This is a genomic window from Providencia sp. 2024EL-00732 (genome assembly GCF_044006275.1).
GTDB classification, from domain to species: Bacteria; Pseudomonadota; Gammaproteobacteria; order Enterobacterales; family Enterobacteriaceae; genus Providencia; species Providencia huashanensis.
This window is the reverse complement of sequence record NZ_JBIPDG010000009.1, coordinates 72,244-97,273: the sequence shown is the minus strand read 5'-3', so window position 1 is coordinate 97,273 and position 25,030 is coordinate 72,244. Positions and strand designations below refer to the sequence as shown.

Below are 25,030 nucleotides of genomic sequence, written 5' to 3'. Positions count from 1 at the left end.
TAACATTTTAGTAGGCGGGACTTCCCCCGCCTCTTTCACCCACATCAATCCGAATCTATTGGTAGCTGTTTATTTTCTTTCGAAAACTGGCGACCAGAGAAAAATATCAAACATAACGGGATTAATGTAGCAAACAATGCATATTCCCTTGCATAATCAGCGAGTAATACCATGAGAAATGCCCCACCAGCAAAACCCAAGAGCGTCAGAAAATAACAATAACTTTTATACAATGCGTTTTTTCTGGCTTTACCTTTAAATGCGATAGACTCTGCTAAAGAACTAAAACCTAGCTGTACATTTAAGGTGACTGCAATATTCCCGTATAACATGCCATTAATTTTGTGGAATGCATTACCCTGCATACCTGCAATAAAAGACAAAGCCCAAACGGCATGAAACCCCTTAGATTGGATATTGAATAAAAAAATATACGCGATCAGCAGCAATAAAAGGGCTATTTCAAGTGACAGTAAAGTGAATGTCCATGTTTTCTCATCGGTATTATAGCGATAACGGATCAATGCCAGTAACATAGCTCCCGCACCAAATGAGAAAATAGAAATAACATAAGGCGTCACCGCAGCCAGACCGTTTTCAGCAAATTGATAACCTAGCATGATGATATTGCCCGACTGAAACGTCGCAAATGATTTCGTTGTGAAAAAGGCATAGCCATCCAACATCCCTGAGGCAATCGCTAATAAAAATGCAATAGTGGGTAATTGCATAAACGGCACTTGTGGTGAAGAGGTTGTCATATTTTATTTCCCTGTATTGAACTCTCTATTTTTGAGCAGCTCGGCCGACTCATAATCGAAGTGATATGCACCGTAAAAATCGTCTTAAATAAATTTGTTTTTTTGCCAATTTGGTCGATACATAATCCAAAATAACCAAAATAATGAATAGAGGGCGGAACAATAATTGAGTATTTCTTAATAAACCGTTTTTTATTTTTAGAGCTAAATAAAAATAAAAATAAAAAAACCAACTGTAAAATAAATGCAAATTCAGAATTGAAATTCAAAATAAACCGTGATTAAAAACTTCACTAGAAATACTCGCAATTAAAACCAACAAGGCAACAACACCAAAAAAGTGAAGTGTTTTAACTCTCCTTTGCCGGCTTTTAATTGCTAATGAGTAATATTTTTCATATTAATAACTTAGCATTCCTGTTGTAACCAAATGAATTACAACAGGAAAACAAAAATAACTACCGAGTTAGCGGCGTAAACCAAATGGCTTGCTGCCCACTAATTAAACGCTCTTGATTAATCCAAGTAAAAGGAGCAGGAACCTGTGTTTGTAATCTAACATCTTCAGCCCCTCTCTGTGCTGTTAATGTTGGCGTCAGTACGACGGGTTCAGGCCCGTATATGGCGGCCGACGTTGAATCTCGTTCATTGCGGCCTCCACATATCACCCATAGTTGGTTTAATGTTGCGATAGCATAAGGGATAAAATCCGCTCGCCCAGTCGGTGGGTTTTCCACAGAATAAAGATGGCTATCAATTTCAACTTTCAAATCACTCGGTATGCCCGCTGGCGCCGCCAAAATATCAGCGCGTAATGCACTATATAACCCCGCGAGTTCTGGGACTTCTAATTCATGTGCCGCAGCCAAAGCAATGCGCCCAATAGGAGTTGCCGTGACACTGACTGCATGGCCTGCCATTGCCCAGCCACTATCACGCTCATTAAGGTGTGTCACTCGATAACGGGCGAGTATATCCCCCGCTGGGCCCGCTAGCACCACCGTGTGGTACAGTTTATCGGTATCAATTTCAGGGTAACTACCTACAATATACCCTTTCCCTTCATAAGCTGCTTTGCAAAGGGTTTGTTCAAATACCCCCCCTCGTGTTTCGGCATGGGACAAAATAATATTCGGGTCATCGTATAAGGAAGTGCCGAAAGCTCAGGTAAAACTAAGAGTTCATTCTCACCCACCTGAATGGAGTCTAACTTAGAGACTGATTTTTCCCACTGGGCTGCAATAAAAGTGGTTTGCACTATCGTCGAAGTTGCATTGATATCCGTAGGGCTACGATGAAATGCAAGTGTTGGGGAATATAAGTCAGGACGACGCTTAGCAAGCAAAGTATTACGCTGTTTATCGGCTTCATCTAAATCAATCATTGCGCTATATATGCCATTCAACCCGGGTTCCAATTCTAAAGGGCTTAACACCGGGGACTGCGCCACCTTATGACCGGACGGGGACCACACACTCGACCCCCCATTATAATACAGCTGTCCCTTGGTAATTGGATTCGTTTCAATACCGCTGCGTGTCGCACAAACTACCCATACGCCATTCAGTGCACTCATATGTTGAACATGGGCCACTGTTGAGTGGTCACCTAGCATTTCTGCCGCTGTTGCATCAGGCATCATACGGTCCGAAACTGAATGCCAACCAATAATTTGAGCCCCTTCAAGTGCCGCTAAACGAACATATTGCCAATAGGTATCGTCATAACAAATTAATAATGCGATGCGGCCTATCGGGGTATCAAACGTTTTCACACCAGTATTACCCGGAGCAAATACTTTTTGGTCTTGGGAGTTCAACCCTATTTTTCGATATTTACCAATGATACCTTCAGGCCCCATTAGGACCGCTGAATTATAAGCTAAACCTGTTTCACTATCTCGCTCAGCAATACCAACGCTCATATACATGCCAGTCTGTGCGAGGACAGGTAAAATTGCCGCCGTCGTTTTACCCGGAATAGTATCTAAATAAGGTGCTAACTCAGCCGTGTCCGAAAATAAATAACCGCTAACCGCTGTTTCAGGAAAAACGGCATAGTCGACACCCTGAGCAGCAACTTTCTCTGCAGCTGCAACTAGGCGTTGAATATTCCCATTTAAATCACCCCATGCAGGAACAAAATCAACGGCAGCAACCTTACTACTTTTTTTAATTTCAGAAATACGCATATGACAATCCTTATTCAACGAATAGAGTAGTAAAAAGCCCCCACTATTAATGAATAATTAATCGTGGATAGAATAGAAAAATAATTTATGGGTTTAAAAAGCGAATTAAGCCATTCAAATTCTGTGCATTATTGTTATATTTGAATATATTAATATCCAAATATAACAATTTAATATTGACTATCTATTTAAGCTCACCAATTATTGGGTGTTTAAAGTATTATTAATTAAATAACACTTTTATTTTTCATCTCAATAATTTGTTCATCGCTATAACCAAGCTCTTTCAATATTTCGTGATTATGTTCTCCCAGTAATGGAGCACTCTTAATTTCTGGAATAAAACTAGAAAACTTCACTGGGCACCCTACCGTTAAATAAGAACCCCGTATGGGTTGCTTAACTTCAACAATAGAACCACTACCACGCAAAGATTTATCTTCCATAATCTCTTTCATACTCAGCACTGCGGAACAAGGCACGCCAAACTTATCGAAATAATCGGTTATTTCATGTTTATCTTTGTCTTTCGCAATATCTTCAATCGCATCCCATACATCCTGAATATGGCTTACCCGAGCTTCGGTCGTTGCGAAATTAGGGTCGGTTTTCCATTCCGGTCGACCAATCGCATCACAGGTGTTTTCCCAGTTATGATCCTGATTAATAAAGTAAATATAAGCATTAGGATCAGTATCACTGCCCTTACATTTAAGCATGGTGCCGGGCTGACCTCCCCCGCTGGAATTTCCGCCTCGGGGAACCGCATCACCAAACTTTCCATTTGGATATTGCGGATACTCTTCTAAATAACCTATTTTTTCTAAGCGCTGTTGGTCACGTAATTTTACACGGCATAAATTCAGCACGGCATCTTGCATTGACATCGTCACGCGTTGACCTTTACCGGTTTTTTCGCGGTGTAACAATGCGGTTAACAAGCCAATCAGTAAATGCATTCCCGTATTACTGTCCCCAAGGGCTGCTGCACTTACAACGGGTGGGCCATCAGGGAACCCTGTTGTTGAGGCTGCACCTCCTGCTGATTGGGCAACATTTTCGTACGCTTTCACATCTGCGTAAGGCGAGTTTTGATTAAACCCTTTGATGGAACCAAAAATTAAACGAGGATTTAATTGTTGAATGTACTCCCATGTGAATCCCATATGGTCAATCGCCCCCGGATGGAAATTTTCAACTAACACGTCCGCTTGGCGTATCAGCTTTTCCATGACTTCTTTACCCTCTGGGGTTTTAGTATCCAGCTCTAAAGAACGCTTATTACTATTAAGCATGGTAAAATATAATGCATCCACATCAGGAATATCACGCAATTGATGACGAGTTACATCTCCAACTCTTGGTCGTTCTATCTTTATCACATCAGCCCCAAACCACGCTAACATTTGGGTACAAGATGGCCCAGACTGAACCCCTGTAAAATCTAGAACACGTATTCCATCTAAAGGCTTTGTAGCTGTCATCATTTACCTCTTTTTGCCGAAAGACCATGATGCCAATCCCACCATGGTCGAGACTTTTATCAAACGGACATTTCTAAGCGACGACTCGAGCGATATAGATCCACACGGGTGCTGCAATAATAAAACCAAGTACACTTACCGCCAGTGATGCGGTTCCAGTACGGGTATAAATATTAAAGCGACTTGCAATAATAATCCCTGAGAACGCAGGTGGTAATGCCCCCGCTAATACCATCATTTGCAATTGCTCAGATTCCATATTAAACGTCATTCCCGCAAGTAACATTAAGCCTGGCATTAACACGAGTTTTAATAATGTGTTGTAAACAATTTCACCATCAAACTCGAATTTATTCGCTGCTAATGTCAAGCCTGCGGCAAATACCGCTACACCTGAATTCGCTTTAGCAATTAATTCAAAAGTCGGGTCTAAAATAGGGGGGATTTTAATACCAATAAGAACCAATACCGTTGCTAATACCGGGGCCCATACCACTGGCTCTTTAAAAGCAGAGACCAAAGCGTCCATTCCTCCTCCCCCTTTCTTACCTTCTGCATCAGATGGGTTAAGTAAAAATAGACCAATAGGAATAGTAATGGCATTAACAATAATTGAGATAATTGCCACAACGAGACCTGTAGAAACGGTCGCACCATAAATAGGGTCGAGTATTGCAAACCCAAGAAAACCGATGGTCGGAGAACCTGCAATCAATGCACATACCGCCGCTTCACCACGACTATGTTTAAAAATATATTTACAACTAAAGAAAGAGAAAAAGAAACAAATTAATAAAGTTACAAACGAAATAATGGTCAGTTTAGTGTCAGCAAATATCATTTCACGATTAGCGCGTGCAATTGAAACAAATAATGCCGCGGGTAATGCATAATTTAAAACTAATTTATTGAATGCCTTTGCTTGGTCTTCCGTAAATACATTACGCTTACCACTCGCATAACCAAGGACCATAATAATAATGATAGGCAATAGGTCACTCATAAAAATCTTCAACATAAAGTCAGCCATAAGACCCACCTATTTTTTGACGATAAAGTACCTTACGCCACTTATATCAAGTAAGTGGCGCTATGAAATTTCAACTTTTTAAATTGATGTTGGGTTAATTTTTTACTACTGATTTAGGATTCAAGCTGCCTATATGGCCACTTTCAGTCCCCACATCAGGGTCTATCACCACATTAATTAACGTTGGGTTACCTGATGTTAACCCTGCTTTCAATGCCTGTTGTATTTCTGCTGGTGTCGTTGCGTTATAGCCGATACCACCAAAAGCCTCTATCATCTTGTCGTAACGGGCAGTTCCCATTAATACCGTTGGAGAAGGGTCGCTATCACCATGCAAATTCACACCATCGCCACGGTATATTCCGCCATTATTAAAAATTAGAATGGTCACTGGCAGTTTATAACGGCAAATAGTTTCTATCTCCATACCACTAAAACCGAATGCACTGTCACCTTCAATAGCCACCACGGGTTTACCACTGGTTACTGCCGCACCAACAGCGTAACCCATCCCCACCCCCATAACGCCCCATGTTCCACAATCTAAGCGCTTACGTGGTTGGTACATATCAATAATATTTCGTCCATTATCAAGCGTGTTAGCGCCTTCATTAACGACATAAACATCTTGGTGATCGACCAGCACATCACGGATTGCACGTAATGCATTGAAATAGTTCATCGGAGAAGTGTCAGTATTTAACTTAGCAGCCATTTTCTCGACATTGATTTTCTTATGCTCATCAATACTGGCAATCCATTCTGTTGGGGATTTAACAGGGATTGATTTAAGACCAGCCAGTAAAGACTCAATACTTGAGTAAATATCACCAACAACAGGTGCGGTTATTGGGCGGTTACTATCAATCTCAGATGGCTCAATATCCAATTGAATAAATTGAGTGTCTGGCGACCAATGCTTACCTTTTCCATGATCAAGCAACCAATTAAGGCGTGCGCCCATTAACACCACAACATCCGCACTGGATAAGGCATATGAGCGAGCTGATGCCGCTGACAGTGGGTGGGTATCAGGTAGCAAACCTTTTGCCATTGACATCGGTAAATAAGGAATACCCGTCGTTTCAATAAATTGACGAATATTGTCATCCGCTTGTGCATATGCGGCGCCTTTACCCAAAATAATTAATGGCCGCTTAGCTGATGCAAGTAACTTAAGCGCTTTATTCACTGAATCAGGTGATGGAATTTGTCTTGGTGCAGGGTCTTCTACCTTAAAAATCGTTTTGTCTGCTTCGTCTTTATCCATCACCGCCGCTAACACCTCAGTGGTAAGGTCAAGATATACACCGCCAGGGCGACCCGATACCGAAGCTCGTATGGCTCTTGCTAAAGCAATCCCTAAATCTTCTGGTTTATTAACTCGGTAGGAAGCTTTGACAAATGGCTTTGCAGTATTCATCTGGTCCAGCTCTTCATAGTCCCCTTGTTGCAGGTCTATGATCGCCCTATCGCTTGAGCCACTTATTTGGATCATCGGAAAGCCATTGGTTGTCGCATTGGCTAGTGCCACCATACCATTTAAAAAGCCCGGTGCAGAAACCGTCAAACAAATACCGGGTTTTTGGGTAATAAAACCACTAATGGCAGCCGCATTACCCGCAGACTGTTCATGGCGAAAGCCAATATAACGTATTCCCTCGGCTTGAGCATGCCTCGCCATATCCGTAACAGGGATACCAACAACGCCATAGATTGTGTCAATGCCATTCTTTTTCAGTGCATCAACAATAATATGCATACCATCCGTTAAATTTTGATTTTGGTCAGCAGACATGTCCACCTCATCGATAGCAGAATGATGGGGAAGGTATTCTCCCCCAATTACAATTTAGATAGCTTTATTGGTTCGCATAGATGCAATTTCATCTGCACTGTAACCTAGCTCAGTCAGTACTTCTTCTGTGTGCTCACCCAACAATGGGGCACTCTTTATATCTGGTGTGAACGAAGAGAATTTCATTGGGCAGCCTACAGTTAAGTAAGTGCCTCTTTTAGGTTGTTCTACTTCAACAACGCTTCCGCTATCACGAAGTGATTGGTCTCTGGCAATTTCACGCATGCTCAGTACTGGCGCACATGGCACCCCATACTTACTGAGGTATTCAACGGCTTCATGTTTGTCTTTATCTGCCAAGAACTTTTCGATTTCAGCAAAGATATCAAAGATATGTGGCTGTCGAGCTTGTGGGGTACTATAAGCTGGGTCACTCGCCCATTCCGGCTTACCAATGGCAATGCAAGTCTGTTCCCAATCTTGTTCCTGAATAGTGAAATAGATATAAGCATTCGGGTCTGTTTCCCAGCCTTTACATTTCAAGATCCAACCGGGCTGCCCACCGCCTCCTGCATTTCCGCCACGGGGAACGGCATCACCAAATTTACCATTTGGATACTGAGGGTATTCTTCTAAATAGCCGATTTTTTCTAAACGCTGCTGATCGCGTAGTTTTACACGACATAAGTTGAGTACGGCATCTTGCATCGACATCGTCACGCGTTGCCCTTTACCCGTTTTCTCTCGATGTAACAGTGCTGCCAATAAGCCGATTAATAAATGCATCCCTGTATTACTGTCACCTAATGCAGCGGCGCTGACAAGTGGAGGACCATCCCAAAAACCGGTAGTTGATGCTGCTCCACCAGCGGCTTGAGCCACATTTTCATAAGCTTTAACATTGGCATAAGGTGAGTTTTCATCGAAACCTTTAATGGAGCCGAAAATCAGACGAGGATTTAATTCTTGAATATGTTCCCAAGTAAAACCCATATGGTCGATGGCACCTGGATGGAAGTTTTCAACAAGGACATCGGCTTGTTTGATCAGCCGCTCCATAACTTCTTTCCCTTCTGGCGTTTTAGTATTTAATTCAACGGAACGTTTATTACTATTGAGCATGGTAAAATAAAGCGCATCAACATCGGGAATATCTCTAAGTTGATTACGAGTTACATCACCAACGCCGGGGCGTTCAATTTTTATAACATCAGCCCCAAACCACGCTAACATTTGGGTACAAGATGGCCCTGACTGTACACCGGTGAAGTCGAGTACTTTGATACCTTGTAAAGGAAGATCCATGCATTACCTCTTTATTTAGCTATCGTAAATGGAATGAATGATATTTATTTCACTGTATTAAAATAATATATTTAAATATGAGGGTTTTATTTTGTTGAGGTAATATATTCCGCAACCGTTAACTATTTGTATTAAATATTATGGTATAAGTCCAGTGATTCGCCGCTTTAATTATTTTTTAATATCAATAGGCTAAAATAATATTAAATATAGTAATTAATTTCACTATTGCTCTATTATTGAATAATAAATCAACATCATCTAAATGTATTATTTAGTTACTCTAAATATGACCATCTTTATTAAATAAAGCATAAAATTAAGATAATAAATCTAATATCGACATTCTAATATTGATAAATTAAAATATATTTTTAATAAATAATTAAACACAGTTAAAATAAAACCCATCTGAATATGATAATTAAATAATATAAAAAAACCCACAAATATAATTTGTGGGTTTTAAAAATACTATCAAGATACTTAGTTTTTCTCTTGCTGCTGCTTTTCTTTTTCGATGATTTCACGGTACCAGCGTGGGTGATGCTTTCTTGCCCAACCACGAGTTACCCAACCTTCAACCATCGCACGTACAGAGCCTTTCACCCAAATTGCAGCGTATGCATGCACCACTATCATGATGATCAATGCGATAGCTGAAAGTGAGTGCACTAAGATAGCTGCACGATAAACAGGAATAGGGAAATAATCCGCAAAATAAGGGCGCCACATAATCACACCTGTGATAACCAATGCTAGTAAGCAAATGGTGACTACCCAATATACCCCTTTTTGACCGAGGTTATATTGCCCTACATCGCCTGCCTCTTCGTTTTTCAGTACCTTACCAATATTCTTAGCCCACTTAATATCTTCTTTATTAATGAAGTTATGGTGGAAATAACGGAAGAACATAAACACGAACAGCAAGAACATCGCTGTGCCCACGAATGGATGTAAAATTCGAGACAGTTGTGGCGTACCTAAAATGTTCATAAACCAGTTTAATGATGGGAAAAAGAACCCTAGACCACTGATCGCGGTGAACAAAAAGCAAATCACAACCGCCCAGTGATTGATCCTTTCAATCGGCTTATGGCGGATAATTTTATCGTTATCATCTGGCATCATTTCTGATCCTCCCCTTCTTTTGATTTCGAAGTGTCAGATGACATTGCATTATGCAAATCTTCTAAAGCCTCTTCTTCATCTTTTTTGGAGACGCGGTTCGGACCAATACCCACATAGTGGAAGATGGCCGCCGCAAATGTTGCAGCAAAACCAACCGCTGCCAACGGCTTCCAGATACCTTTCCAGAAAGTGACGGTTGGGCTGATTGTCGGGTTTTCCGGCAGCCCGTGGTACAACTGAGGTTTATCTGCGTGGTGTAAGACGTACATAACATGCGTACCGCCAACACCTTCAGGGTCATATAAACCTGCATTTGCATAACCACGTGTTTTCAGCTCTTCAACACGCTCACCTGCCATGTTAATCATGTCTTCTTTGCTACCGAAATGAATAGCCCCTGTCGGACAAGTTTTCACACACGCAGGCTCTTGACCGACTTCAACACGGTCAACACACAACGTACATTTGTATGCACGGTTATCTTCTGGGTTGATACGTGGCACATCAAACGGGCAACCCGCAATACAGTAACCGCAACCAATACAATGTTCTGATTGGAAATCAACGATACCGTTTTTGTACTGAACAATAGCACCTTCTGAAGGACATGCCTTTAAGCACCCTGGGTCAGCACAGTGCATACAGCCATCTTTACGGATCAGCCATTCAAACTTATCGTTTTCTTCGACTTCAGAAAAACGCATTACTGTCCATGACTTAGCTGTTAAATCTGTTGGGTTATCATATACCCCAACGTTAGTCCCTATTTTGTCACGGATATCATTCCATTCGGAACATGCGACCTGACAAGCTTTGCAGCCGATACAGGTCGTAACGTCGATAAGCTTTGCAACCTCTTCCTTATAGTCCCGCACCTGAGGTGCGGGAGTCAGGGAATTGGTGGCAGAACGACGAATAATGTCCTGAGATTGCATTGACATAATTTATCTCCTTACACCTTTTCCACATTGACAAGGAATGATTTAAATTCCGGTGTCTGAGTATTCGCATCACCCACAAACGGCGTTAACGTATTAGCGATAAAGCCTTTCACTGCCAAACCTTCAAATCCCCAGTGAATTGGAATACCGATAGTATCGATATCTTTTCCAGCCACTTTCAGGGTATGAATACGTTTGGTAACGACTGCTTTCGCTTTGATGTAACCACGTTTAGAGCTAACTTTTACCGTATCGCCTTGCTTGATACCTTTTTCATTCGCTAAACGTTCACCAATCTCGATGAATTGTTGCGGCTGAATAATGGCATTTAACAGCGCATGTTTTGTCCAATAGTGGAAGTGTTCCGTTAAGCGATAAGTGGTTCCCACATAAGGGAATTCAGTCGCTTTACCCATTTGAGCCCAGTCATCTTTAAAGACACGAGCCGCAGGGTTAGACACCACATTTGGATGCAATGGGTTAGTATCAAGCGGGGTCTCGATAGGCTCATAATGCTCTGGGAATGGGCCTTCCGCCATTTTATCCAGTGCGAATAAACGCCCCATACCTTCCGGTTGCATGATAAACGGACCAACACCACTACCCGGAGCAGCATTGCTATAGTCAGGAATATCCATTCCTGTCCATTTGCTGCCATCCCACTCAAGAATCTGACGTTTTGGGTCCCACGGTTTACCCATTGGGTCAGCTGATGCGCGGTTATAAATCACGCGACGGTTCAAAGGCCATGCCCATGCCCAACCTAATGTGTTACCCAGACCTGTTGGGTCAGAGTTATCACGGTTAGCCATCTGGTTACCTTTTGGTGTCCAGCTACCCGTAAAGATCCAGCAACCACTTGATGTCGTACCGTCATCACGTAATTGAGCAAAGGAGCTAAGTAATTCACCTTTTTTAACAATCACGTTGCCATCTGCATCTTTCAAGTCAACTAAAGCATAGCCATTGTTTTCTTGAGCGACTTCTTCCGGAGTTGGATTATCACGGTCAAAGTAGTTCCAAGTCATACTCAGAACCTGCTCTGGCACAGCACCACCTTCGGCAGCATATAACTGACGCATGCGATGGAAAATCCCCGAAAGAATTTCACCATCACTAATGGCTTCGCCCGGAGCATCCGCACCTTTCCAGTGCCATTGTAACCAACGAGCTGAGTTAACAATCGAGCCATTTTCTTCAGCAAAACAACAAGAAGGTAGACGGAATACCGTAGTTTGGATTTCTTCCGGTTTCACATCGTTCATTTCGCCGTGGTTTTGCCAGAAATTGGATGTTTCCGTATTCAGCGGGTCAACGGTAATTAAATACTTCAACTTAGAAAGTGATTTAATGACTTTGTTTTTATTCGGGAATGAAGCAACCGGGTTAAAGCCTTGGCAGATATAACCGTTAACTTCCCCCTTATCCATCATTTCGAAATAACGCAACACATCGTAGCCTTGATCCCATTTCGGTAATAAATCAAAGCCCCAGTCATTTTCTTTCTGCGCTTTATCACCATAAAAAGTTTTCATCATACTGACGAAAAATTTCGGATAGTTGCTCCAATAGTTAACTTGGCCTGCAACCGTCGCTTTCGGTGTATTGGCAGTTAAATAACTGTCTAATGTCGTTTGTTTTTCGGATGGTAAGGTCAAATAACCCGGCAAGCTTTGAGATAGCAAGCCTAAGTCAGTTAACCCTTGGATATTGGAGTGCCCGCGCAGTGCGTTTACACCACCGCCTAGCATCCCCATATTACCCAGAAGTAACTGGATCATCGCCATAGTACGAATGTTTTGGGCACCAACAGTATGTTGTGTCCAACCTAATGCGTACAAGAACGAAGCGGTTTTATCTTTAGCACTCGTTTCTGCAAGGTATTCACAGACTTGCAAGAAGTCTTTAATTGGCGTACCACAGATGTTATTCACCACTTCAGGTGTATAACGGCTGACGTGCTCTTTTAATAGATTTAGCACACAACGTGGGTGTTTCAGAGTCGGATCGCGCAGCGCAAGGCCGTTTTCATCCATCTCATAGTTCCACGTGGTTTTGTCGTATTGACGTTTTTCTTCGTCATAACCTGTAAACAGGCCGTCATCAAAACCATAATCTTCACGAATAACTAAACTGGCGTTGGTATACGCTTCCACGTATTCACGCTGAATTTTTTCATTATCCAATAAGTATTTGATAACACCAGACAAGAACGCAATATCAGTACCTGAGCGAATAGGCGTGTAAAAATCCGCCACTGCCGCAGTACGGGTAAAGCGAGGGTCAATAACGATTAGTTTGGCTTTATTATGGATTTTAGCTTCCATCGCCCAGCGGAAACCGACTGGATGCGCTTCTGCCGCATTACCACCCATAACGACAACTAGGTTTGCATTTTTAATGTCAACCCAGTGGTTGGTCATCGCACCGCGACCAAATGTTGGAGCAAGACTTGCTACCGTTGGTCCGTGTCAGACACGCGCTTGGTTATCTACGGCAAGCATGCCGAGAGCGCGGGTAAATTTTTGGGTTACAAAGCCGCTTTCATTGCTTCCTGCGGATGCACATAGCATACCGGTGGTTAGCCAACGGTTAACAGTGACACCCTCTTTATTTTTTTCAATAAAGTTCGCATCGCGGTCTTCTTTCATTAACTTAGCGATACGATCAAAGGCTTCATTCCAAGTGATACGTTTCCACTCATTTGTCCCTGGCTCACGCACTTCAGGGTACTTAAGGCGGCTTTCACTGTGGATAAAATCGATAAGTCCAGCACCTTTAGGACAAAGTGCACCACGGTTTACCGGATGATCCGGGTCCCCTTCAATATGGAAAATGCTTTCTTTCGCATTTTTCGCGCCATCACCAAGGCTGTACATTAACAGCCCACAGCCGACAGAACAGTAGGTACAGGTATTTCTGGTTTCCTTCGCACGCAGTAATTTATACTGGCGCGTTGACGCTAACGCAGTGGCGGGTGCAAACCCTAATGCTGCTGCCGTCGTACCTGCCATACCGCCAGCGCAGATCTTAAAGAACTGCCTTCTGCTGACTTGCATGGGGATCTCCTCATTATACATTGCTCATGTTTACCTAACGCCAATCGCGATAATCAGGTAAACTGTTCTTATTCAACGTCTTCCCTATCGTATCCAGGTACATTGCCTGGCAAATGGTGTAAATTCTTTTTACCCATAATTAATATTATGTATCATTAATGCTAGGAATTCATCTAATGTATGAAACAAATACTACAAATGACTCCAAATTAACTAAAATGATTGGCTTAAATCACACAAGCGTGCAACAAAAAGGCAACCTTAACTCACCCGTTAATGATTATGTTGCAGAAGAATATCCTGTCGCTCTAGTGTTCAATGGCATATCACATGTTGTTATGATGGCAACGCCAAAAGATTTAGCGGATTTTGCCGTCGGGTTTGCACTTTCAGAAGGGATAATACAGTCAGGTGATGAAATACGTGGAATTGATATCGTTGAAGGCTGTAACCGAGGAATTGAAGTACAGGTTGAATTATCTAGCCGCCGATTTATGGAGCTAAAAGAACGCCGCCGTAATTTAGCAGGGCGTACAGGCTGTGGTATTTGTGGTACCGAACAACTCGATGAAATTTTTAAACCCATCGCTCCCCTACCTTTTACACAAACATTTTCCTTGTCTTACTTAGATAACGCGCTACATGAATTGAAAAAGGTACAAGAAATAGGTGCCCTAACGGGCTGTACCCACGCCGCCGCATGGATATCACCAGAAGGTTTATTAGTGGGAGGATGCGAAGATGTCGGTCGCCATGTCGCACTTGATAAACTACTCGGAATGAAGCATCGTAACCAATGGCAACAAGGTGCTGTATTGGTTTCTAGCCGCGCAAGTTATGAAATGGTACAAAAAGCCGCCAGTTGCGGTGCAGAAATTTTATTTGCCGTTTCTGCTGCCACGGCACTCGCTATCGAAGTGGCGGAAAAAGCCAATTTAACCTTAGTCGGTTTTTGCCGTCAGGGGAAAGCCACCGTGTTTACCCATCCGAGTCGGGTAAAGGATTAATCCCAACCTTTTTTTAATCGTGCGGCTTTATGATGTAACCCTGATAAAATTGAGTCTGCAATGTGCTTAGGGAAATTGGTTGGAAGCTGTTCCCTAACCTTTGTAATAACACTTTCCATTTGCTCATCAAACTCAATTAAGATTTTTTCCATTTCAGTGCGGTCAAAACCAACCTCCTTGGCCGTTGCAAAAAAATGCCTTGGAAAAATTTGCTCTATATTGTATTTCATCTCCCTTGTTCCCTTCAGCCCCATAGCCAATTTGGCATCTCTAGGGTTAATTCCCCTCCCCCCATAACTAGGATACATGGACAAAATATCGTAAAAAGGTGTTAACTGATAACGGCCTTCAGGTTCAATAAATAATGAAAAATTTTTAGCATGGCCATCCGTCGCTGCAAGTAACCAAAACAAAACCTGGCTCTTCATAAACTGATATCTATCTTTCTCTGCATTTATTGAACCTAATAAGTAATTCATAATTTCAGAAATACCCGGTCCACCATGATTTTGATATTTTCTTGCCGGTGAAATATTCAATGTTTGACAAAAATCTTCTTGTGGTAAACGCATAATCCACGAGGAATCAGAAGAATATTTACGCTCAAAACGTTCAACCGCTAACGCCTTTATTTCACCTACATTTAAAATAAAACTATGGGGCACATCATTTAAACTGATGAGCCCCAGTACTTGAGCGAATAAAGTCACCTACCCAATAACCATTCATATATACATGCAAAATCGCCATCACCACTCCTCCTTCCATCCAGAGTTTGAGTTTGATGAGCCACTTTCATTTCGCGGTTTAATATCGAGTTCTAAATTTAGGGCAGATAAAATCTTAAAGAAGGTTTCTAATTTGGTAGAGTCAGGAGAGAGTTCAAAACTGGAGACGGTATCTTGCCGAATACCCACTTTACTTGCGACTTTACTTTGAGATAATTTTTTCGTCTCTCTGACATCTTTCATGTAAGCACTAAGTTGTCGGGTATTGGTCACTTTCATTTTAACACCTACCTTGTTTGGCACTAATGATATTTACCTGCTATAACCGGTAAATATCATTTTACACGCTATAACAGGTAAAATATAAATAACACGCTATAGAGTGTAGAAATATATCGATAAGTATCATTCAAAGATAGACACAATACTGAGCCTTAAAGCGAGTGCAGCATCCACAAATTAGGCTCAATATATTCAACTTGTTGGCGCTGAATATCAACAGTAACTGGCACCAAAGCGTTGGGTACAATATATTGCCCTGATTGCGGGAAATACATACCTGTCCATGATTGCCAATCAGCAATTGAGCCTATAATGACCATTGAACGATGAACGGGCTGTAGTACCGTGGCACCCAACCGCCAATGCGTTCTGAACCACGGGTCAAAAGGCTCTCCTCGCTCATTTTGCCAGCCGCAATACGCCTCAAAATCCTGTAATGGATAACAATGTTTTAATGTTGGGCGAACAGGCACAATCACCGCTTTTGCCGCATATTCTTTTGCTGCGTGTTTTAATGCATTAATCAATAAAGCAGGGATTTGACACCCACGATATTGCGGGTCAACCGTCACAGAAAGTGCCGAAATATAAGGCTCTCCGCCTTGTTGATTTTCCATCGCGAAGTTAAAAATCGCATCCCAGCCCATTTCCGCTAATTTGCTAAAATCACCATAAGGCCATAAAAAAGGCACAGAGCGAATAATACCAATGACCCGCTCCTCTTCGTTCTCATTTACAGTGGCAATAAATTGAAAATAAGAATTGGGCTCTTCATCAAGCCTGTTCCAATATTCATCACATACCGATGATTGGCTCATAAACTGAGGCCATAACTTATCAAGAAATAACTCGCACTCTTCTATTAAGTCAGGGCGTTGAGCGTAACTTTGAGTGTTAACTTGCAATAACTTATCCATGCTTTTATCTGTTAGTTGGTTTAATCGACCATTTTAGAAAAATAAAAACACTAAATGCTTAATATTGGATTAAGACGACAAAAAAGAAAGGAAACCTACACAACGCCGTGTAGGTTAATACGATATCGTATTACTTCCCAATACAAAAACTTGAGAAAATACGGCCTAATAAATCATCAGAAGTAAACTCCCCCGTGATTTCGCTGAGTTCTAATTGGGCTAGACGCAACTCTTCAGCCAAAAGCTCACCGGAGCGGGCATTCACTAACTGGTTATAGCCCTGTTCTAGGTGAACTGCGGCCGCATTCAATGCTTGTAAATGGCGGCTACGTGCCAAGAAACCACCCTCTGTATTACTATTAAAGCCAACCGCTTCTTTTAGATGATCCCGCAATAAATCAATACCATTTTCTTCACGAGCAGATAAACGGATTAATGGGTAACGAGTGTTATCAATAAACTCAACCGGCTCCCCGGTCATGTCTGCTTTATTACGGATCACAGTTACGGGTAGCTCATCGGGTAGGCGTGCCATAAATTCGGGCCAAATCTCTTGTGGCTCAGTGGCATCAGTCGTGGTGCTATCCACCATAAACAGCACATGGTCAGCCTGTTCAATCTCCTTCCATGCACGCTCGATACCTATACGCTCAACTTCATCACTGGCTTCCCGTAGGCCTGCTGTATCAATGATATGTAATGGCATTCCATCAATATGTATATGTTCACGCAACACATCACGGGTTGTACCCGCTATATCCGTGACAATCGCTGCCTCTCGCCCTGCTAACGCATTCAGTAAGCTAGATTTACCGGCGTTTGGACGCCCAGCAATCACCACTTTCATCCCTTCTCGCAACAAACTACCTTGGCGAGCTTGGGAGCGAACCTGTTCTAAATCGGCAACCACTTCATTAAGCTTGGCTTCAATTTTACCATCAGATAGAAAATCAATTTCTTCATCGGGAAAATCAATCGCTGCTTCCACATAGATGCGCAAGTGAGTGAGTGCTTCCACTAATTGGTGAATATGGGAAGAAAAAGCCCCCTGTAAGGAGTTCATTGCAGAACGCGCCGCTTGCTCTGAACTCGCATCGATTAAATCGGCAATCGCCTCAGCTTGGGCTAAATCAAGCTTATCATTCAAAAATGCACGCTCAGAAAACTCACCCGGATTTGCTATACGAATACCATCAATAGTGAGTATTCTTCTTAGCAATAAATCAAGAATGACCGGACCACCGTGTCCTTGTAGTTCAAGGACATCTTCCCCTGTAAAGGAATTTGGCCCAGGGAAGTAAAGCGCAATACCTTGGTCAAGGACAGAACCTTCTACATCACGAAAAGGGAGATAATCCGCATAACGTGGCTTAGGGAGTTTACCCAACACGGTTTCAGCCACTAATGCAGCTTTTGGGCCAGATATACGTAAAATACCGACACCACCACGACCGGGAGGTGTTGCCTGTGCGACGATAGTATCGTTGATTTGCATGAGGTTTCTCTGTCTTTGACTTGAAAACTGTTTTTTGAAAATAATTAAGGCGACCATAATTGGTCGCCTTAATACTACTATAGAATCTCGCTTTGTGAAGCCATTCTCAATTTACTGAGAAGCGAAATTATTTTTTCTCTTTTTTATCGCGACTGTGTAGACCACGTTTTTCCAGACCACGGTAAATCACTTGTTGCTGGATAATAGTGACTAAGTTACTCACGATATAATACAGAACCAGACCTGATGGGAACCACAGGAAGAAAATAGTAAACACGACAGGCATGTACGTCATGATCTTCTGCTGCATTGGGTCAGTCACAGCGGTCGGTGACATTTTCTGGATAACAAACATCGTCACACCCATCAATACTGGCAGGATGTAATACGGGTCTTGCGCAGACAAGTCTTGGATCCAACCAAAGAATGGGGCGTGACGCAGTTCAACAGAACCCATCAACATATAATAAAGTGCAAGGAATATTGGCATTTGGATCAGCAGAGGTAAACATCCACCCAGTGGGTTTACTTTTTCTGCTTTATACATCGCCATCATTTCTTGGCTCATACGCTGTTTGTCATCACCAATACGCTCACGCATCGCAGCCAATTTTGGTTGCAGTAAACGCATTTTCGCCATTGAGGTATATTGCGCTTTAGTCAGTGGGTACATAATACCACGGACGATAAAGGTAATAACAATGATGGCAATACCCCAGTTACCCACGAAACCGTGAATAAATTTCAACAGTTTGAACAGAGGCTGAGAGATAAACCATAACCAACCGTAATCTACGGTCAAATCTAAATGAGGAGCAACTGCCGCCATTTCAGATTGAATTTCTGGACCAACCCATAACGTTGATGAATAAGTACCTGCACCATTTGCAGCAATGGTCATTGGTTCACTCTTATAACCAATAATGGCAGATTTTTTATCAAGGTCGATGGTATAGAAGGTGCTCTTTTCAGAACTTGCAGGGATCCATGCGGTTGCAAAATATTGTTGCAACATCGCGACCCAGCCACCTTTAGTGGTCAAATCAAGGCTTTTATCTTCGATGTCACCAAAGCTATATTTTTTATAGTTGTTTTCATCTGAAGAGTAAGCTGCACCACGGTAAGTATGCAAAGCAAAATTACTGCTACCTGTATCACGCTCTTTTGGTAACTCGATAGTTTGTTTCAACTGACCGAAGAAAGCGAGACTTAAAGGTTGAGCTGTCGGGTTTTGAATACTGTATTCAACTTCAACAGTGTATTGGCCACGTTTCACAATATACGTTTTCTGATAAACAACACCGTTGCTATCTGTAAATGTCATTGGAACACGTAACACATCCTGACCGTTCTCTAAAACGAAAGTTGCAGAGTCTGTAGAGTACAGTGGACGTTCGCCATTATTATTTGCGGGGTTGTCTGGGCCATGAAGGCCAATCAAACCACTTTGTGCCTGGTAGACAAAGCCTGGGTTAGTTTCCAGTAAACGGAAAGGGTCTTCCGAATGAAGGGTCGCAGGATAGGCTAACAGGTCAGCCTCATCGATATCACCACCACGAGTATTGATACGAATATCCAATACATCTGTTTTGACTGTGATGAGCTTACCTTGCCCGCTGCCAGTTACGGCTTGAGCATCACTGCTTGGCATATCCGCTTGTTGCGTAGTTTGAACAGTTTTAACTTCCTGAGCAACTTTATCGCTCTCCCAGGCCTGCCAAACTAAGAACGACACGAACAACAAAGCGATGAGTAGAAGATTGCGTTGCGAATCCATCGTTATAATTCTCTATTATCATCAGTTTTTCTAGGTGGGACAGGATCATCTCCACCAGCGTGTAAAGGGTGGCATTTTAATATGCGTTTCGCCGTTAACCAACTCCCTTTTAGCATACCAAACCTGCGCAATGCCTCAATTCCGTAATTTGAACATGTGGGATTGAAGCGACAACGAGGCCCTAACAACGGGCTAATCACCAGTTGGTAGCCTCTGATCAGCATGATCAGGAATTTTGAGCCAAGCGACGGTGACGACGCCATAACTTATCCAACGATTCCGTAATCTGTTGATTGTCGAGATTAGCGACCCCTTTCCTTACCAATACCACAAAATCCATTGAAGGCAACTCATGTTGATGCAAACGAAAGTATTCACGGGCTAACCGTTTGATACGATTTCGCTCATGAGCTCGTTTAACATTTTTTTTGGCGATGGTAAGACCGATGCGGGGATGCCCCAGCTCGTTTAGGCGACCAAGGATAGTTATCTCTGGGGAACTCGCCCTCTGCGGCTGCTTAAAGACATTATCGAAATGCCTGGGAGTTAACAAACGTAACTCCCGGGTAAAAGCGAGCGTAACCACTGGAATAGAGGGCTAGCTTTATTACTTAGATGAAACGGTCAGACTAGAGCGGCCTTTCGCACGACGGCGAGCCAGAACTTGACGACCATTTTTTGTAGCCATACGAGCACGGAAACCGTGTGAACGGTTGCGCTTCAGTACGGACGGTTGAAAAGTGCGTTTCATAACGATTTCTACCTAACTTTAAAATTTATTACTGATTCAGTAAACGCGTTGGCAACCAGTGAAAACTGATTTACACCTGTGCCTCTATCGCAACAATATAGAAAGAGGCAGGATTGTAATAAAACATAGGGGGTCACGTCAATGAAATGACGCAATCAAACCACTTTTATTTATAGCCTGGCTGACAGGTTTGCCGACATATGTTGTGACAGCCAACTGATTATTTTACTTTCATACTGGCTGACCACCTGCTTTTAACCCCTCTCTCTTTAACGTCAGCGTTAAAATAGAGTAGCGGTACCCAGCAAGTTTACCTCAGTTTTGTGTAAAAATCACATCAGTACTGTACACAGGGAGGAAGATTATACGGACTCCGCCCCAAAGCGCAAGGATCTTGAAGTGATCTGAAAATATTTTTTGATCAAGCAGAATATTTTCGAGAAATCGTCTAAAGTTATCCCCAGCCATGTGGAAAAATAGCGGGTAATGACGATCATCCTGTCTGTTTCTTTATCATAAGAGATGCCTTATCACATTTACCTGTGGATAAAAAGCATAAAAACTGTGTAAAAGAATGAAGATCTCTGGCTAATTTTGCGGTATGATCTCGGGTCTATTTCTGATCCACTGATCAGCAATATGCGGTAAGTAAAAATTAATCTAAAACCTCTTTGGGCCATTAATAAAAAGTGATCCTGAGAAAATTCTTTGTTTGAATCCGTAATTCTTGTTCCATTGACCTTGTTTAGGGGAGTCCAACGTGTCACTTTCGCTTTGGCAGCAATGTCTTGCCCGATTGCAGGATGAACTACCTGCCACAGAATTCAGTATGTGGATACGCCCCCTTCAAGCTGAATTAAACGACAACACACTGGCACTGTATGCCCCAAATCGTTTTGTTCTCGACTGGGTTAGAGACAAGTACATCAATAATATTAATGAATTATTGAATGACTTTTGTGGAACTGACGCGCCTGCTCTACACTTTGAAGTGGGCAATAAACCGATTGCCGTCGCACCGGCAGCAACGCAAGCACGTACAACAAACCAAGTACCTGCATTTGCCGCGCCGTCAGCTCCGATTAAACCAAGTTGGGATAACTCAGCCAAAGTACAACCGGAAGTCGCTTACCGTTCTAATGTGAACCCTAAGCACACTTTTGATAACTTTGTTGAAGGTAAATCGAACCAATTGGCTCGTGCCGCCGCGAGGCAAGTGGCTGAAAATCCGGGTGGGGCCTATAATCCACTATTCCTTTATGGTGGAACAGGTTTAGGTAAAACTCACTTATTACATGCTGTAGGCAATAGTATTATGGAGCATAAAGCCAACGCACGCGTGGTTTATATGCACTCTGAACGTTTTGTTCAAGATATGGTCAAAGCTCTACAGAATAACGCAATTGAAGAATTTAAACGTTATTACCGTTCTGTAGATGCATTACTTATTGATGATATTCAATTTTTTGCTAACAAAGAGCGTTCACAAGAAGAGTTTTTCCATACTTTTAACGCGTTACTTGAAGGCAATCAGCAAATTATTTTAACATCCGACCGTTATCCAAAAGAGATTAACGGGGTTGAAGATCGCTTAAAGTCACGCTTTGGTTGGGGTTTAACGGTAGCAATCGAACCACCAGAACTCGAAACCCGTGTCGCGATATTAATGAAAAAAGCAGATGAAAATGAAATCCAACTGCCAGGTGAAGTGGCTTTTTTCATCGCAAAACGGCTTCGCTCTAATGTTCGTGAGTTAGAAGGCGCATTAAATCGTGTGATCGCCAACGCAAACTTTACAGGTCGCGCAATTACTATCGATTTTGTACGCGAAGCATTACGTGACCTATTAGCACTACAAGAAAAACTGGTAACTATTGATAATATTCAAAAAACTGTTGCTGAATATTATAAAATTAAAGTGGCAGATTTACTGTCGAAACGCCGTTCTCGTTCTGTCGCTCGTCCGCGTCAGATGGCAATGGCCTTGGCAAAAGAGCTGACCAACCATAGTTTACCTGAAATCGGGGATGCCTTTGGCGGCCGTGACCATACCACGGTATTACACGCTTGTCGTAAAATTGAACAGTTACGGGAAGAGAGCCATGACATCAAAGAAGATTTTTCTAATTTAATCAGAACATTATCATCTTAATTGCTATGAAATTTATTATAGAACGCGAGCAGTTATTAAAACCGTTACAACAGGTTAGTGGTCCTTTAGGTGGGCGTCCAACTCTGCCTATTTTAGGTAACCTTTTATTACAGGTAAAAGAAGGCACCCTCCAACTCACTGGAACCGACCTTGAAATGGAGATGATGGCCAACGTTCCTCTAACGCAGGAACATGAAGTTGGTGCAACAACGGTGCCTGCACGCAAGTTTTTTGATATCTGGCGTGGTTTACCTGAAGGTTCTGAAATTCTAGTAGAACTCAATGATGATAGACTGCTCGTCCGTTCTGGTCGTAGCCGCTTTTCATTATCTACTTTGCCAGCAGCAGACTTTCCAAACCTAGATGATTGGCAAAGTGAAGTTGAATTTTCTCTTCCTCAGTCAATACTGAAACGTTTAATTGAAGCAACTCAGTTTTCCATGGCACACCAAGATGTGCGTTATTATCTCAACGGAATGCTATTTGAAACTGAAGACTCAATGCTGAGAACCGTTTCAACCGATGGGCACAGGCTAGCAGTTTGTGCGATGGACATCGGTCAATCTTTACCTTCTCATTCGGTAATTGTTCCTCGTAAAGGGGTGATTGAGTTAATGCGCTTGTTAGATGGTGGCGATTCACCATTACAACTGCAAATCGGTAGCAATAACATACGCGCCCACGTAGGGGATTTTATTTTTACCTCTAAATTGGTTGATGGTCGCTTCCCTGATTATCGCCGTGTGTTACCGAAAAACCCAAATAAAACATTAGAAGCTCGTTGTGACTTACTAAAACAGGCATTTTCCCGTGCGGCGATTTTATCCAATGAAAAATTCCGCGGAGTACGCTTATATTTTAGTGAAAACCAATTACGCATCACAGCAAATAACCCTGAGCAAGAAGAAGCTGAAGAAATTGTTGATGTTAGCTATCAGGGGACTGAGATGGAAATTGGTTTTAACGTCAGCTACATCTTAGATGTCTTAAATGCACTGAAAAGTGAAAACGTGCAGCTATTATTAACCGATGCAGTTTCCAGTGTGCAAATTGAAGACGCTGAAAGCAAAGCGGCGGTATATGTTGTCATGCCAATGCGTTTATAATCGGTATTTATGATCCTTTCGCGTTTATTAATCCGCGATTTTCGAAATATTGAAAATGCGGATCTCGCCCTTGCTAATGGGTTCAATTTTTTAATTGGCCCAAACGGGAGTGGCAAAACTAGTATACTGGAAGCAGTGTACACCTTAGGTCATGGCCGCGCATTTCGCAGCATTCAAGCGAATCGTGTTATTCGTCATGAGCAAGAACAATTTATTCTTCATGGTAAACTTAGCCATCTAGATAAAAATCGTAATGACCTTTCATTGGGGTTAAGCAAAAATCGCGAGGGTGACAGTAAAGTTCGCATAGACGGCACCGACGGCCATAAAATTGCAGAGCTTGCAAAACTGTTGCCGATGCAATTAATTACCCCAGAAGGTTTTACACTACTCAATGGCGGCCCGAAATATCGTCGAGCCTTCATTGATTGGGGCTGTTTTCACAATGATCCGTTGTTTTTTTCAGTATGGTCTGATTTAAAACGGTTATTAAAGCAGCGAAATGCGGCTTTACGCCAAGTTACCCGTTACGAACAAATACGTCACTGGGATAAACAACTGGCGCCAATTTCAGAGCAAATTAGCCAATGGCGTCATGACTACATCGCAGGTATTGCCGAAAATATAGAGCAAACCTGTCAGCAGTTTTTACCCGAATTTTCACTCTCGGTATCCTTTCAGCGCGGTTGGGATAAAGAAATTGATTATTCAGAACAATTAGAGCGCCAATTTGAGCGTGATAGAGCACTAACCTATACCGCTTCAGGGCCACATAAAGCAGATTTGCGTATTCGTGCAAATGGTACCCCTGTAGAAGATATGCTTTCTCGGGGCCAACTAAAGCTATTAATGTGTGCATTAAGGTTAGCGCAGGGTGAGTTTTTCACTCGTCAGAGCGGGCAAAGGTGCCTGTATCTGCTGGATGATTTTGCCTCCGAGCTTGATGCGGGTCGCCGCCAATTGTTAGCGACACGTCTCAAAGCTACGCAAGCACAAGTGTTTGTCAGTGCCATTACAGCTGAACAAGTTAATGATATGATAGACGCAAACAGTAAGATGTTTAGTGTAGAACATGGCAAAATAGAAGTTCAACCTCAGGAATAGAAAGAGCA

23 protein-coding genes are annotated in these 25,030 nt (G+C 42.4%); 4 read left to right on the top strand and 19 right to left on the bottom strand.

Annotation, left to right across the window (positions count from 1 at the left end; genetic code table 11):
• Positions 1-44: 44 nt before the first annotated feature.
• The 10 genes from ACHB7C_RS14535 to fdnG all read right to left on the bottom strand — a co-directional run bounded on the left by ACHB7C_RS14535 (position 45) and on the right by fdnG (position 13,703).
• Positions 45-761 carry a YoaK family protein gene (locus ACHB7C_RS14535; RefSeq protein WP_042846762.1) on the bottom strand — a complete coding sequence of 239 codons (717 nt, stop codon included), beginning with the start codon at positions 759-761 and terminating at the stop codon, positions 45-47.
• A gap of 458 nt (positions 762-1,219) precedes the next feature.
• Positions 1,220-1,885, bottom strand: coding sequence for a carbon-nitrogen hydrolase family protein (locus tag ACHB7C_RS14530; protein WP_395347691.1), 666 nt, complete (start codon positions 1,883-1,885; stop codon positions 1,220-1,222).
• Positions 1,804-2,952, bottom strand: coding sequence for a nitrilase-related carbon-nitrogen hydrolase (locus ACHB7C_RS14525; RefSeq protein WP_395347690.1), 1,149 nt, complete (start codon positions 2,950-2,952; stop codon positions 1,804-1,806). The genes ACHB7C_RS14530 and ACHB7C_RS14525 overlap by 82 nt, the downstream gene beginning before the upstream one ends.
• A gap of 227 nt (positions 2,953-3,179) precedes the next feature.
• The gene (gene frc, locus ACHB7C_RS14520) at positions 3,180-4,436 is read right to left on the bottom strand and encodes a formyl-CoA transferase (protein WP_042846764.1); all 1,257 of its coding nucleotides are present in this window, start codon (positions 4,434-4,436) and stop codon (positions 3,180-3,182) included.
• A gap of 73 nt (positions 4,437-4,509) precedes the next feature.
• Positions 4,510-5,454 (bottom strand): transporter YfdV, encoded by a 945-nt coding sequence (gene yfdV / locus ACHB7C_RS14515; RefSeq protein ID WP_094301242.1) that lies wholly within the window; start codon positions 5,452-5,454, stop codon positions 4,510-4,512.
• Positions 5,455-5,560: 106 nt separating this feature from the next.
• On the bottom strand, positions 5,561-7,264 hold the full coding sequence (oxc, locus tag ACHB7C_RS14510; protein ID WP_042846766.1) for an oxalyl-CoA decarboxylase: 1,704 nt from the start codon (positions 7,262-7,264) through the stop codon (positions 5,561-5,563).
• Positions 7,265-7,318: 54 nt separating this feature from the next.
• Positions 7,319-8,569, bottom strand: a complete 1,251-nt coding sequence (gene frc, locus ACHB7C_RS14505; protein WP_042846767.1) for a formyl-CoA transferase — start codon at positions 8,567-8,569, stop codon at positions 7,319-7,321.
• Positions 8,570-9,055: 486 nt separating this feature from the next.
• Positions 9,056-9,703 carry a formate dehydrogenase cytochrome b556 subunit gene (fdoI, locus tag ACHB7C_RS14500; protein WP_042846768.1) on the bottom strand — a complete coding sequence of 216 codons (648 nt, stop codon included), beginning with the start codon at positions 9,701-9,703 and terminating at the stop codon, positions 9,056-9,058.
• The gene (fdxH, locus tag ACHB7C_RS14495; RefSeq protein WP_004906826.1) at positions 9,700-10,644 is read right to left on the bottom strand and encodes a formate dehydrogenase subunit beta; all 945 of its coding nucleotides are present in this window, start codon (positions 10,642-10,644) and stop codon (positions 9,700-9,702) included. The genes fdoI and fdxH overlap by 4 nt, the downstream gene beginning before the upstream one ends.
• Positions 10,645-10,655: 11 nt before the next feature.
• Positions 10,656-13,703: a formate dehydrogenase-N subunit alpha gene (gene fdnG / locus ACHB7C_RS14490; RefSeq protein ID WP_080750904.1), complete on the bottom strand. Its 3,048-nt coding sequence runs from the start codon at positions 13,701-13,703 to the stop codon at positions 10,656-10,658.
• A 176-nt stretch (positions 13,704-13,879) separates the two neighbouring features.
• Here fdnG and fdhD point away from each other — a divergent pair, with 176 nt between their 5' ends.
• Complete coding sequence (fdhD, locus tag ACHB7C_RS14485; RefSeq protein WP_042846771.1) at positions 13,880-14,710, top strand: formate dehydrogenase accessory sulfurtransferase FdhD; 831 nt, start codon at positions 13,880-13,882, stop codon at positions 14,708-14,710.
• Here fdhD and ACHB7C_RS14480 read toward each other — a convergent pair.
• From ACHB7C_RS14480 to ACHB7C_RS14440, 9 genes are all read right to left on the bottom strand, one after another.
• On the bottom strand, positions 14,707-15,420 hold the full coding sequence (locus ACHB7C_RS14480; protein ID WP_225833099.1) for a HipA domain-containing protein: 714 nt from the start codon (positions 15,418-15,420) through the stop codon (positions 14,707-14,709). The two genes, fdhD and ACHB7C_RS14480, sit on opposite strands and share 4 nt — an antisense overlap.
• Positions 15,421-15,459: 39 nt before the next feature.
• Positions 15,460-15,717: a helix-turn-helix domain-containing protein gene (locus ACHB7C_RS14475; protein WP_181468903.1), complete on the bottom strand. Its 258-nt coding sequence runs from the start codon at positions 15,715-15,717 to the stop codon at positions 15,460-15,462.
• 155 nt (positions 15,718-15,872) lie between these two features.
• Entirely contained in the window at positions 15,873-16,637 is a 765-nt protein-coding gene (locus ACHB7C_RS14470) for a transferase (protein ID WP_349484013.1), read from the bottom strand.
• 130 nt (positions 16,638-16,767) lie between these two features.
• On the bottom strand, positions 16,768-18,132 hold the full coding sequence (gene mnmE / locus ACHB7C_RS14465; RefSeq protein WP_166685546.1) for a tRNA uridine-5-carboxymethylaminomethyl(34) synthesis GTPase MnmE: 1,365 nt from the start codon (positions 18,130-18,132) through the stop codon (positions 16,768-16,770).
• A gap of 127 nt (positions 18,133-18,259) precedes the next feature.
• The gene (gene yidC / locus ACHB7C_RS14460) at positions 18,260-19,909 is read right to left on the bottom strand and encodes a membrane protein insertase YidC (RefSeq protein WP_042846774.1); all 1,650 of its coding nucleotides are present in this window, start codon (positions 19,907-19,909) and stop codon (positions 18,260-18,262) included.
• A 2-nt stretch (positions 19,910-19,911) separates the two neighbouring features.
• Positions 19,912-20,172: a membrane protein insertion efficiency factor YidD gene (gene yidD / locus ACHB7C_RS14455; RefSeq protein WP_042846775.1), complete on the bottom strand. Its 261-nt coding sequence runs from the start codon at positions 20,170-20,172 to the stop codon at positions 19,912-19,914.
• On the bottom strand, positions 20,136-20,495 hold the full coding sequence (gene rnpA, locus ACHB7C_RS14450; protein WP_072035181.1) for a ribonuclease P protein component: 360 nt from the start codon (positions 20,493-20,495) through the stop codon (positions 20,136-20,138). Before rnpA ends, yidD begins: the two co-directional genes overlap by 37 nt.
• Before the next feature lie 21 nt (positions 20,496-20,516).
• Positions 20,517-20,660: a 50S ribosomal protein L34 gene (rpmH, locus tag ACHB7C_RS14445; protein WP_042846776.1), complete on the bottom strand. Its 144-nt coding sequence runs from the start codon at positions 20,658-20,660 to the stop codon at positions 20,517-20,519.
• A 170-nt stretch (positions 20,661-20,830) separates the two neighbouring features.
• Positions 20,831-20,908: a hypothetical protein gene (locus ACHB7C_RS14440; protein ID WP_367575689.1), complete on the bottom strand. Its 78-nt coding sequence runs from the start codon at positions 20,906-20,908 to the stop codon at positions 20,831-20,833.
• A 512-nt stretch (positions 20,909-21,420) separates the two neighbouring features.
• Here ACHB7C_RS14440 and dnaA point away from each other — a divergent pair.
• Genes dnaA through recF form a run of 3 tightly spaced genes read left to right on the top strand, consistent with a single transcriptional unit; the run spans position 21,421 to position 25,022 of the window.
• Complete coding sequence (dnaA, locus tag ACHB7C_RS14435) at positions 21,421-22,812, top strand: chromosomal replication initiator protein DnaA (RefSeq protein ID WP_042846777.1); 1,392 nt, start codon at positions 21,421-21,423, stop codon at positions 22,810-22,812.
• 5 nt (positions 22,813-22,817) lie between these two features.
• Positions 22,818-23,918 (top strand): DNA polymerase III subunit beta, encoded by a 1,101-nt coding sequence (gene dnaN / locus ACHB7C_RS14430; protein ID WP_042846778.1) that lies wholly within the window; start codon positions 22,818-22,820, stop codon positions 23,916-23,918.
• Between the two features lie 9 nt (positions 23,919-23,927).
• On the top strand, positions 23,928-25,022 hold the full coding sequence (recF, locus tag ACHB7C_RS14425; RefSeq protein ID WP_042846779.1) for a DNA replication/repair protein RecF: 1,095 nt from the start codon (positions 23,928-23,930) through the stop codon (positions 25,020-25,022).
• Positions 25,023-25,030 lie beyond the last annotated feature (8 nt).